The organism is Pseudostreptobacillus sp. (assembly GCF_977040545.1).
Genome location: NZ_CDRRBS010000027.1, coordinates 1 through 12,379 on the forward strand (window position 1 = coordinate 1; position 12,379 = coordinate 12,379).

The 12,379-nt window shown below is 24.6% G+C and carries 14 protein-coding genes; 10 read left to right on the forward strand and 4 right to left on the reverse strand.

Features of this window, described 5'->3' with window-relative positions; genetic code table 11:
- From ACWYO2_RS02565 to ACWYO2_RS02595, 7 genes are all read left to right on the forward strand, one after another.
- A partial coding sequence (locus tag ACWYO2_RS02565; protein WP_455514930.1) for an ABC transporter ATP-binding protein occupies positions 1-841 on the forward strand: 841 nt, incomplete at its 5' end.
- Position 842: 1 nt separating this feature from the next.
- A complete protein-coding gene (locus ACWYO2_RS02570) occupies positions 843-1,607 on the forward strand; it encodes an ABC-2 family transporter protein (protein ID WP_455514931.1) in 765 nt (254 codons plus the stop codon).
- Position 1,608: 1 nt separating this feature from the next.
- On the forward strand, positions 1,609-2,382 hold the full coding sequence (locus tag ACWYO2_RS02575) for an ABC-2 family transporter protein (protein ID WP_455514932.1): 774 nt from the start codon (positions 1,609-1,611) through the stop codon (positions 2,380-2,382).
- A 286-nt stretch (positions 2,383-2,668) separates the two neighbouring features.
- Positions 2,669-3,655, forward strand: coding sequence for a class II fructose-bisphosphate aldolase (locus tag ACWYO2_RS02580; protein WP_455514933.1), 987 nt, complete (start codon positions 2,669-2,671; stop codon positions 3,653-3,655).
- A 73-nt stretch (positions 3,656-3,728) separates the two neighbouring features.
- The gene (locus tag ACWYO2_RS02585) at positions 3,729-4,202 is read left to right on the forward strand and encodes a hypothetical protein (protein WP_455514934.1); all 474 of its coding nucleotides are present in this window, start codon (positions 3,729-3,731) and stop codon (positions 4,200-4,202) included.
- A 282-nt stretch (positions 4,203-4,484) separates the two neighbouring features.
- Positions 4,485-4,637: a hypothetical protein gene (locus ACWYO2_RS02590; protein ID WP_455514935.1), complete on the forward strand. Its 153-nt coding sequence runs from the start codon at positions 4,485-4,487 to the stop codon at positions 4,635-4,637.
- Between the two features lie 15 nt (positions 4,638-4,652).
- Positions 4,653-6,251: a CTP synthase gene (locus tag ACWYO2_RS02595; protein ID WP_455514936.1), complete on the forward strand. Its 1,599-nt coding sequence runs from the start codon at positions 4,653-4,655 to the stop codon at positions 6,249-6,251.
- A gap of 64 nt (positions 6,252-6,315) precedes the next feature.
- On the opposite strand, the gene ACWYO2_RS02600 is transcribed toward ACWYO2_RS02595, so the two are convergent.
- The 4 genes from ACWYO2_RS02600 to ACWYO2_RS02615 form a co-directional block, all read right to left on the reverse strand.
- On the reverse strand, positions 6,316-6,582 hold the full coding sequence (locus ACWYO2_RS02600) for an HPr family phosphocarrier protein (RefSeq protein ID WP_455514937.1): 267 nt from the start codon (positions 6,580-6,582) through the stop codon (positions 6,316-6,318).
- Between the two features lie 68 nt (positions 6,583-6,650).
- Positions 6,651-7,922, reverse strand: coding sequence for a transcription termination factor Rho (rho, locus tag ACWYO2_RS02605; RefSeq protein ID WP_455514938.1), 1,272 nt, complete (start codon positions 7,920-7,922; stop codon positions 6,651-6,653).
- A gap of 11 nt (positions 7,923-7,933) precedes the next feature.
- Positions 7,934-8,536, reverse strand: coding sequence for a ribonuclease H1 domain-containing protein (locus ACWYO2_RS02610; RefSeq protein ID WP_455514939.1), 603 nt, complete (start codon positions 8,534-8,536; stop codon positions 7,934-7,936).
- Entirely contained in the window at positions 8,536-8,754 is a 219-nt protein-coding gene (locus ACWYO2_RS02615) for a hypothetical protein (RefSeq protein WP_455514940.1), read from the reverse strand. Before ACWYO2_RS02615 ends, ACWYO2_RS02610 begins: the two co-directional genes overlap by 1 nt.
- A 135-nt stretch (positions 8,755-8,889) precedes the next feature.
- On the opposite strand from ACWYO2_RS02615, the gene ACWYO2_RS02620 reads away from it, so the two are divergent.
- The 3 genes from ACWYO2_RS02620 to ACWYO2_RS02630 form a co-directional block, all read left to right on the forward strand.
- Entirely contained in the window at positions 8,890-10,149 is a 1,260-nt protein-coding gene (locus tag ACWYO2_RS02620; RefSeq protein ID WP_455514941.1) for an exonuclease domain-containing protein, read from the forward strand.
- The gene (locus ACWYO2_RS02625) at positions 10,146-10,913 is read left to right on the forward strand and encodes an NAD(+)/NADH kinase (RefSeq protein ID WP_455514942.1); all 768 of its coding nucleotides are present in this window, start codon (positions 10,146-10,148) and stop codon (positions 10,911-10,913) included. Before ACWYO2_RS02620 ends, ACWYO2_RS02625 begins: the two co-directional genes overlap by 4 nt.
- 9 nt (positions 10,914-10,922) lie before the next feature.
- On the forward strand, positions 10,923-12,379 hold a 1,457-nt coding region (locus ACWYO2_RS02630), incomplete at its 3' end, for a DNA repair protein RecN (RefSeq protein ID WP_455514943.1).

The following is a 12,379-nucleotide window of genomic DNA, read 5'->3' on the forward strand; positions in this document are numbered from 1 at the left end:
AGACTTTTTTAACAGAAAATACGAATTTGTAGATGCTTTAGATATAGAAAGTTTAAATATAGAAAAAGGAGAAATAGTTGGCTTATTAGGTCCAAATGGAGCTGGTAAAACAACGTTAATTAAAATTATGACAGGGATACTTTCTGTAAAAAATGGAGATGTTTTATGTGATAATTACATTCCATATAATAAAGAAAGGCAGTATTTAAAAGAAATTGGAGTAGTAATTGGTCAAAAAAGTCAGTTAATTTGGGATCTTCCTAGCATAGATACACTTGAAATGTTAAAAAATATTTATGAAATAAATGATGAAGAATTTAAAAAAAGATTAGAAAAATTAATAGAATTACTTAATTTAAAAGATAAAATTAATGTTCCAGTTAGAAAATTATCTTTAGGAGAAAGATTAAAATTTGAATTAATTTGCTCTTTAATACATAAACCTAAAATATTATTTCTAGATGAACCAACTATAGGTGTAGATATAGTTAGCCAGAAAGCAATACACGAATTTTTGTTAAAGTTAAATGAAGAAGAGCAAACAACTATTGTATTAACAAGTCATAATATGAAGGATATAGAAGCTTTATGTAAAAGAATAGTTGTGATTTTAAAAGGTAAAATTGTTTTAGATAGTGACATTATGCAATTAAAACAAAATTATGTAGCTGAAAAAAAATATATAATTCATACAAAAACTGATGAATTTTCTTTTGAAAATATTCCGTTTAAAAAAATAGATGTTTGTAAATATGAAATAGATGGAAATAATATTATTTCTTTTGAAAATAATTCTAAAGAATTAGAAGAAATAATATATGATTATTTTAAGGGGTATTAATATGAAAAAATACTATAAAATTATTATAAATAGAATATTAATAGATTTTCAGTATAGATTTAATATTATAACTAAAATTGGAATTAGATTATTTCAATTTTTAATAATATTTTTTCTTTGGTCGGGAGTATATAAAACAAGTCAATTAAGTAAAATAGGAGATTATAATATTAATGAAATGTTAATTTATTTATTAATAACTAACTTAATTACATTATTATTTAATTTTAGTAATATACATAGAATAGGAAACTTAGTTAGAACTGGAAAATTAACAATAATATTATTAAGACCTATTTCATTATCGTTAGAAAATTTTTTTCAATATTTAGGTGAAAAACTTATAATTGCTACAACTTTTTTAGTTGTAGTAATATTTTCAAAAATAGAATATAAATTAATAGCTATTATCTACATATTATTATTAATAATGATGTTTTATTATTTAACATCAGTTATATCTTCAATAGGGTTTTGGATTCTGCAAACTTGGAGTTTAACAGGTTTATTTTATGGTATATACTATATACTAGCTGGAATATATTTTCCTTTAGATTTATTGCCTAAATATTTATTTGATATTATTAAATACAATCCTTTTTCTTTAAGTTCTTATGTATTAGCTAAAATGTTAGAAAGCAAATTATATTTAAATGAAATAATGTATTATGTACTAGCATGTATAATATGGATAATATTATTAAAACTATTATATAAGTTTGCATTAAAACAAGGATTAAAAATTTATGAAGGAATGGGGGCATAGTATGAATTTTAATTTATTTATAACTTTATCAAAAAATAGCTTAAAACAAACATTAGCATATAGAACTTCATCTATTATAATGTTTATAGTATCTGTATTATTTTTTGTATTACAAATATTAAGTAGCTTTGTTTTTTATAGTTATACTGATAATATTTATGGTTATACATTTAACGATAGTATAAATCTAATTTGTACGGGGTTGATAATTACTTCTCTTAGTTATTGCTTTTTTATAGTAGGAAATGAATCAATTTATAATGAAGTATTAGAAGGTGAAATGGATTATAAGTTTATAAGACCGATAAATTCTTATTGGTTTTATACATTTTATGGAATAGATTTACAAAATTTAATAACATCAATTATGTATATAACATTACAAATATATTTGTTTATCATACAAGATGTTCCAATTTTAAAAATATTTTTGTGGTTTATAATGGTTTTAATAGGGGTTTGGTATGTTTTTTTAATATCTAGGATATTAGTTACAATAGTTTTTTATACAGAAAAAGCAAGTGCTATTCAAGGAATAACAGAATTATTAGAAGATGCTTCTTCAAAACCTAAAGATATATACCCTAAACCTATTAAATATATTTTTATTTTTTTAATATCTTATTTTATGGTTTTTAATGGTCCTATAGATTTATTAAAAGGTAATATAAATTATATATATTTAATAGGATATATAATATCAACTGTATTTTTAACTATATTATCATATGTAGTATGGTTTATATCAATAAAAAAATATCAATCATCAAATTAATTTGAATATTTTTATTAGCAATAAAAACCGAATAAAATCTAAATAAACCATGTATGATATATTTGAGAATACTTTTATTTATATAAGTTAAAAAGCGTTTTTTAAAGGCTCACATTTGAAATTTTTGGTAGAGGTTATTTTTACATCTAGAAACGTACTTAAATCTGATGATATAGATAAGTTTATAGACTCTACAAGAATAGCAAAATTGAATAAATTAAACATTGACTAATATTTAAAAATTTGATAAAATTTAAGAGAAAAGAAATTACTAGGAGGCAGTAAGATGAAATACAATTACAAAGATTTAGGTTTAGTAAACACTAAAGAAATGTTTGCAAAAGCAAACAAAGAAGGTTATGCAGTTCCTGCGTTTAATTTTAATAACTTAGAACAATTACAAGGTATTATTGAAGCTTGTGTTGAAATGGGGTCACCAGTAATATTACAAGTTTCAACAGGTGCTAGAAAATACATTGGTAAAGAAATGTTACCTGGACTTGCTAAAGCTGCAACTGATTATGTTAAAGCTTCAGGGTCAGATATACCAGTAGCTCTTCATTTAGATCATGGTCCAAGTTTTGAAATGGCTAAAGACTGTATAGAATATGGATTCTCTTCAGTAATGATAGATGCTTCACATTTCCCTTATGATGAAAATGTTGCTTTATCAAAAAAAGTTGCTGAATTTGCACATGAACACGATGTAACAGTAGAAGCAGAATTAGGAGTATTAGCAGGAGTAGAAGATGATGTAGTAGCTGATGCTCATATATTTACTCAACCAGATGAAGTTGAAGATTTCGTTACAAAAACTGGTGTAGATTCATTAGCAATAGCAATAGGAACTTCACATGGTGCTCATAAATTCAAACCAGGAGATAATCCTAAAATTCGTTTAGATATATTAAAAGAAATTGAACAAAGAATACCAGGATTCCCTATAGTATTACATGGTTCTTCTTCAGTACCTAAACAATATGTTGAAATAATAAATCAACATGGAGGTAAAATTGCAGATGCAATAGGTATACCTGAAGAACAATTATTATTAGCTTCTAAATCAGCAGTTGCAAAAATAAATGTTGATACAGATGGTAGATTAGCATTTACAGCAGGAATTAGAGAAGTGTTAGCTAATAAACCTAGTGAATTTGATCCTAGAAAATATGCGGGGGTTGCAAAAGATTACATTAAAAAATATTATAAAGAAAAGATTGTAAATGTATTCGGTTCAGAAGGTGCATACAAAAAAGGTGTAGAGGTTAAATAGTTAAAATAATGTATAAAGCCTTGTTTCTTTAGAAATAAGGCTTTTTTACAATAAAAAATATTAGGAGGATAAAATGAAAAAAATATTAATAGCAGCTTTTGCTTTATTATCAGTATTAACTGTTTCAGCTGAAGCTAAATTTAAAGTAGAAGATATACAAAATACAGTGTATAATCAATATGTTAACGAAGTTGTGACTTCAGGAACAAATCAAGTATTTATTGGATTATACAATTCTAAGGTAGCAGATTACACTAAAATTAAGGGGAAATTAGATTTAAATAATAAAGAAGTAAAGAAAGAAGTTAGTGAATATGCTTTAAAGGAAATATTAGCAGATTTAGGTTATGATGCAGTTCTTAAATTTAAAGATAGTGATCCTAAAAATATAGAATTAGCTATAAATGTAGATAAAGGACTTACTGAGTTAGAATCAAAATATTTTTTAAATCTTGTTGATGTAATATTTTCAAATATATATGGAAAAGATGTTAAAGGTCAATTAAAAGTTTATTCAGATAAGGGACTAACAAAATTAATGAAGTAGGTAATTATGAAAAAAGTTTTATTATTTATTACTCTATTAATATCTTTAAATTCTTTTTCTTCAATTAATACTAGTAAGGGATTTATAGAGCGTAGAAATATAAAAAAAGAATGAATATTAAAATATAAAAGTGAAATTGGTGTAGACTATAGTTCGTTTGAAAATAGAAGTCCTAATGAAAAAAGAGTATTTTATGAAAATCTTTACTTAAAATTTTTATCTAAGTATATAGAAGATTTAGGAGATGTAAAAGTTTATACAGGTAAAGATGTTAATAATGTAATGATTTTTGCAAACAATCCCATAGATAGATCTACATTTGAGTCTATATATACAATAATTCTAAAAGAAGATCCTAGTAAAAAACTTAAATTGATTCAAGTTCCAGAAAATGATAGAGTTAAATTTTATGGTGTAATACAAGAAAAAAATTAAGAAAGGAAATATATAATGGCAAAATATATATTTGTTACAGGTGGAGTTGTATCATCTCTTGGTAAAGGTATAACTGCTGCTTCTCTTGGAAGATTATTGAAAGAGAGAGGATATAAAGTAACTATACAAAAATTTGATCCATATCTAAATGTTGATCCAGGTACAATGAGTCCATATCAACATGGTGAAGTTTTTGTTACAGCAGATGGTGCAGAAACTGATTTAGACTTAGGTCATTATGAGAGATTTATAAATGAGGAATTAACTAAGTATAATAATGTAACTAGTGGTAAAATAATGTCTAAAATATTGTCTAAAGAGCGTAGAGGAGATTATTTAGGTGGTACTGTTCAATATATTCCACATGTTACTAATGAAATAAAGAAGAAAATAAAACAAGCTGAAATTGCTTCTAATTCTGATATAGTTATAACAGAAATAGGAGGAACGATAGGAGATATAGAATCTAATCCATTTATAGAAGCTATAAGACAATTTAAAAAAGATGTTGGTAGAGAAAATGTGTTATATATTCATGTTACTTTATTACCATATTTAAAAGCAGCAGGAGAATTAAAAACAAAACCAACTCAGCAAAGTGTTAAGATGTTACAAGGTCTTGGAATAAATCCAGATATAATAATAGTTAGAAGTGAACATCCAGTTGATAATAATATTAAATCTAAAATTTCTTTATTCTGTGATGTTGATGAAACATCTGTAATAGAAGCTTTAGATGCAGAAAATCTTTATGAAATACCTATAAATATGGAAAATTTGGGTCTTGCTGATGAAGTATGTAAAAAACTTGGATTAACTAATATTAAACCTAAGCTTGAAAAATGGGCAGAAATGGTTAATAGATTTAAAAATCCTAAACATGAAATTAAAGTTGCCGTTGTAGGTAAATATGTTGAATTAAAAGATGCATATATTAGTATTCATGAATCAATAGAACATGCAGGATTTGATTATAATACTAAGGTTAAAATAGATTATTTAAAAGCAGAAGAATTTGATTTATCTAAATTACATGATTATTCAGGAATATTGGTTCCTGGAGGATTTGGTGGAAGAGGAATAGAAGGTAAAATTTCAACAGTAAGGTTTGCAAGAGAAAATAATATACCTTTCTTTGGAATATGTCTTGGTATGCAAATGGCTACGATAGAATTTGCAAGAAATGTTCTAGGCATGAAAGGTGCAAATTCAACTGAATTTGATAAAGAAACTCCTTTTCCTGTTATTAGTTTAATGGAAGAACAAGAAGGAGTTGAAAATTTAGGTGGGACAATGAGATTAGGTTCTTATCCTTGTAAATTAACACCAAATAGTAAATCGTTTAATCTTTATGGAGTTCCTGAAATAATGGAAAGACATAGACATAGATATGAGTTTAACCAAAAATATTTAGAAGAATTTGAAAAACATGGCTTTAAAATAGTAGGTAAATCACCAGATGGAAATTATGTAGAAATCATAGAATTGGAAAATCATCCATATTTTGTTGCTGCTCAATTTCATCCAGAATTTGGAAGTAGACCAAACAAACCACATCCTTTATTTAAAGGGTGGATAAAAGCTATATTGAAAAAAGAAGGAATAATTAAATAAAAAATAAAGGAATTACATTTAGAATTATAGATTCTAGGTGTAATTCCTTATTTTAATATATTTATTAGTCAACTAAATTAGCTAATAATTCAGCCATAGCTTCAACTGCTTTTTCTGCACTTGGACCTTCGGCACTAACAGTTACTTCTCCATCTTTTTTAATTCCTAAAGATAATATTTTTACTAATGAATCTGCCTTAGCGTCTTTACCGTTATAAGACAACATTATTTGAGTACCATCTTCTTTAAATTCTTTTGCTTTTTTTACTATAACTGAACCTGGTCTTGTATGTATTCCAGTTTCGTTAATTATTTTAACTGTTTTTGACATTTTGTCCTCCTAATTTGTTTATAAATATATATATAATTCTACAATAAAATGTATTCTTTGTCAAATATTTAATCTGTAATTTCAAAATCAATATTTTCTAATAATTCCTCGTTTGAAGGATAGTGTTTAATTAAGTCCATAAGGTATTTTAAAGCTTCAGCTTCATTTAATTTCATAAGGAATTTTCTTAATTTTAAAATTGATTCAAATTCAGATTTTGAGTAAAGTAGTTCTTCTTTTCTTGTTCCACTTTTTTGTATATCTATAGCAGGGAATAATCTTAATTGTTGTAGACTTCTGTCAAGAATTAATTCCATATTACCTGTTCCTTTGAATTCTTCAAATATTACTTCATCCATTTTACTTCCAGTGTCTATTAGTGCTGTAGAAAGAATAGTTATGCTTCCACCATTTTTAATTTTTCTAGCTGAACCAAAGAATTTTTTAGGCATATATAAAGACTTAGGATCTATACCTCCAGATAATAATTTACCACTTGATGGCATTTCTATATTATATGATCTAGCTAATCTTGTTAAACTATCCATCAATATTACGATATTATTACCTTTTTCAAGTTCTCTTTTTGCAGCTTCTAATACTTTTTCTGTTACAGATAGATGTATTGATGTATTTTCATCAAATGTTGCAGCAAATATTTCTGCATTTTTAACATTTTCTCTAATATCAGTAACTTCTTCAGGTCTTTCATCTATAAGAACTATCCACACTTGTACATCTTTATTGTATTTTAAAATATCGTTTGCAATAGAAGAAAGTATGGTAGTTTTACCAGCTTTAGGTGGAGCAACTATTAAACCTCTTTGCCCTTTACCTATAGGAGAAATAAGGTCTATTATTCTTGAGGCAAGACTACCTTCTCCTAATTTTAATCTTTCTGATGGATATGCAGGAACAAGATCATCAAATGATGGTCTTAAAGCACTTTTTGAGGGTTCTTCTCCATTTATGTATAATAATTTAAGTAAACCATAATTTCCTTCTTCTTTTACAGGTTCACGAACTTCTCCGGCTATAATATCGCCTTGTCTAAGTGAAAATTTCTTTATTTGAGAATTTGATACATATACATCAACACCTTGAGGAGTATTTCTTAAAAATCCAAAAGTATCATTAACAATATCTAATTCACCATATGAATATCTAATATCTCTTTTTATTGCTAGTTTATATGATAATATATTAAGCAATTGCATTTTAGGTATTGTTGAATAATTTTCAACTTTTTCTTTTTTTGCTAATTGTCTTAATGCAGTAAGATTAAAATTAACAAGTTCTTCTAATTTTACTTCGTCTATATTTTCTAAAAGGTCTTTCATTTTATTCCTTTCTATTTATGAAATCCTATATCTGCAGGATTTATATCTCCTGATATATAATAAATTTCACCATCATTATTTTCAAATTTTATTCTTAATTCATGCACTTTTTTTATTAATTCAACTGTATCGTTATCAAGTTTATCTTCATTAAAATTTCCTCTAGACCAGAAATCAATAATTAATTTAGAATCACCACAAATTTTTTTTATGTTATATTTAAGAGCATATTTAAGTGCAATGTATAATCCGGTTAATTCACCAAAATTGTTAGTTCTATTTTCATTTAAGTAGTAATTACCATAGGCATTGATTTTATTATTTGGCATAATGAAAGGAAGAAGTGAATCTCCAAAGAAATCACATACTTTAACTTCAGCACTTCCTTTTCTACCTGTTCCTGAATCAAAGTATATGGCATCTTTAAATAGACTTGAAGTATCTTTTGTTTTTGGAGTATATAAGGCACCGGAATCTAACCAATTTTTAGCTTCATTATATGAATTAAATTTTTTAAATCTAGCTTTTTTACCTTTTGTTATAGTTTGACAGGTACTCCAATCTTCAACTATGTCTGAAATATTTTCGTTTTCTAAAAAATATGCATAAAACATTAATTTTCATCCTTTATATCTATTACTTCTATATTTGTTGATTTTATATAATAAGTAAGTATGTTGTTAGACAAAATAGAATTTAGTTTTATTGATAGTATAGATTCATTTAAATCAAATTCTAAATTATCTATTTCAGGTAATCCTAATAAGATTGCAGATAATAGTTTAGCTTTTTTTATATCTTCAAATTTTTCTATTTTTACAATTTTTTTCATAATATCCCACCTTTAATAAATTATATAGAAATTATACCAAAAATATATAAAAGTGTAAAGATAACAATATGTTTATGTGTAGAAATTAAATTTAAAATGTTGTATAATATAGTAAATATAATTTGGAAGGTAATTATGGAGATTAAAGAAATAAAAAATTTGAGAAAAAAAGCTAAAAAAGTACATAATAATATAGAAAAACACGAAAAATATATAAAATTATTAAAATATTGTAAACAAAATTTAGAAAAATTAAATCCCATAATAATAGATGTAGAAACTACAGGAGTAAAACGAAATGATGAAATATTACAAGTAAGTATTATAGATTTAGATGGTAATATTTTATTTAATAGATATATTAAACCAAGACATGTTGATGAGTGGGAAAGAGCGTATAATATACATGGAATAGACAAAAATTTAGTTATGAATGAGAAGGATATTGCTTATTATAGACGTAGTATAGAAAAGATCTTGAAGAAGCATAAATTAATAATAGGGTATCAAGTATATTCAGATATTACTTTTTTTGAAAGAGCAAAAATTAATTGTAATAATAATGTAGTATTAGATATTTCTTATCCATTTTACCAACTTTTTAAAAATGAAAAAATTTTAGAAGATAAACCAATACCAAGTCTTAGTGATTGTGCTTCTTTTTTCGAGTATAATTTTAATGCACATAATTCTTTAAGTGATTGTCAAGCAACTCTTGTATGTTTTGATAATTTACTAAAAATGGATGAAAATAGATATTCTTATAAATATGATTTAGATATATTAGAGTATTATGAAGATCCTAAAAAAGAAAGAGTAAGAAAAACAAAACTTGAGAGATTAGCAGAAGATTTTATTGAAATATATGAAAGTTTAAGTAATAAGATAGTTTTAGATCTTGAAGCAACTGGAATTAGAGATGATGATGAAATTATGCAACTTAGCATAATGAATATTGATGGAGAAATAATATTTAATGAATATTTTAAACCTCAAAAAACTGAGTGGGATGAAGCAATGAAAATACATGGTATTACTCCTGAGTTTGTAAAAGATAAAAAAAGTATAGAAGATTATAGAGAAACGATACAATTAATTTTAGATAAAACAGAATACATTGTTGGTTATGGTATAGATTTTGATTATACTTTGTTAAAAAGACAAGGATTTAAGGTGAATCATATAATTAAGGTTGATATTTCAGAATATTTTAAGTATTTATATAGAAAATTATTAGATGATGTCAATGCTAAACGGCCAAAACTTATAGAATGTGCAAGTTTTTATGGATTTAAAGAAGAAAAATTTCATGATAGTTTAGTTGATTGTGTAGCTACACTTTATTGCTATAACAATATGTACAAGGATTTATTGAAAGTAGTTGAAAATAAATGAAGGTTAAAATAGTAAAAAAATCAGAATTAAAAGATATATATTTTATTGAAAATTTTTTGAATGAAAATAATATTGAAATTATAGATGATATACAAGAAGCAGATATAATAATTTCTCTTGGAGGAGATGGGACTATACTTTCTTTGGTACCTTTATTAAGAGTTAAAAATATTCCTGTTTTTGCAATAAATTATGGGAATGTTGGCTATATGACTAAGGTTAGTATAGAAAATTTTGAATATTCTTTTTTGAAATATCTAAATGGAGAATTCAGTATAGAACATAGAGATTTTTTAGAAATTGTATTTAGGGATAAAATATATTATGCACTTAATGAATTAAGTATATTAAAATCAGAAATACAAGCCCATTTAATAGAAGTTTCTGTATTTCAAAATAATAATTTAATAAATAATTATAGAGCAGATGGAGTAATAGTTGCAACGCCTACAGGCTCAACTGCCTATTCATTATCTGCTAATGGACCAATAATACATCCTGATATTCGTGCAATATGTATAACCCCTCTAGCGCCTCAAACGTTAAGTGCAAGATCTATAATTGTTTCACCTCATAAAGAATTAATTTTAAGTGCTAAAAGTAAAAGTGGTATATCTGGATTAAATATTGATGGTAATTTACATTATGATATTTTAGAAACAGATAGAATTAATGTTAAATTAAGTGAAAAAGGTATAGATTTAATATGTGTTGATGATTCAAACTATTTTGAAACGTTAAAGAAAAAATTACATTGGTCGTAGGGGGATGAAATGTTAAAAGGACTTAGAATAGAAAATTTAGCAATAATAGATGAATTAGATATTAATCTAAATAAAGGATTAACTGTATTAACTGGAGAAACAGGAGCAGGGAAGTCTATAATTCTAGATGCTATATCTATGATAATAGGAGAAAAATCACGTAAAGAAATGATAGGTAAAAATTCAGATAATGTATATATAGAAGCAGAATTTTTATTAAATAAAAATCAAGTTTCAAAGTTAGATGAAATAGGTTATGAATTAGATGAAGAACTAATAATATCACGTGATTTTGATTATGATAGTAATAAAGTTAGAGTAAATGGACGAAGATTTAATTTAAGCGGATTAAAAGATATTAGTTCTAATATTTTAGATATAGTTGGGCAACATGAACATCAATATCTTCTTAATTCAAATAACCATATAGATCTTTTGGATAAATTTTTAGATACAAGTAGTTTTGAATTAAAAAAAGAATTAAAAAAGATTATCCACGAAATAAATGTTGTAAATAAAGAAATAGAAGATATAGAAAAAGACAAAATTGATGTATTATCTAAAAAAGAATTATATAATTTGATAATTAAAGAAATAGATAGCTTAAAATTAAAAGAAGATGAAGAAATAGAATTAGAACAAGAATATAAATTGTTGTTTAATTCGGGTATAATATCTGAAAAACTTAAATATATAGTATCTACTTTGTCTAGTTATGAGTTAAAAGGCGTAAGAAGAGAGTTAGAAAGAATAAGTGAATATGGAGAAGAATTTAATGAACTTTATTCAAGATTTGATAATATATATGAAGAATATATAGATATTTTATCTGAATTAGAACATAAATTTAATAATATACAAAATGATGATACTAAGTTGGATAAGGTAAGTTTAAAATTAGAAAAAATAAGAAAAATAAAAGTTAAATATGGTAAAAGTATACCTGAACTTTTAATTTATTCTAAAGAATTAAAAGACAAATTAAAGCTTATTGATTTTTCTTCAGAGATTTTAAATGAAAAAATAAAACATAGAGATAAATTATTATATACCTATGAAGAATATTCTTCAAAGTTATCTAATATGAGAAAAGATAAGGCTAACTATTTAAAAAAATTAGTTTCAGATGAATTGATAGAATTAAATATGAAAAATGTAATATTTGATATAGAATTTAAAGAAAATGAAAAATTAAATTTAAATGGTAAGGATATAGTTAGATTTTTAATATCAACAAATAAAGGAGAATCTTTAAAAGATTTATCTAAAATTGCATCAGGTGGAGAAATTTCAAGAATAATGTTAGCCTTAAAAATAGTATTTTCTAAAGTTGATAATATCTCTTGTTTAATATTTGATGAAATAGATACGGGTATTTCAGGAGAAACAGTTATTAAAATTGCTGAAAAATTGAAACAATTATCTAAGAATGTACAAATAATATGTGTAACACATTCTCCTCAAAT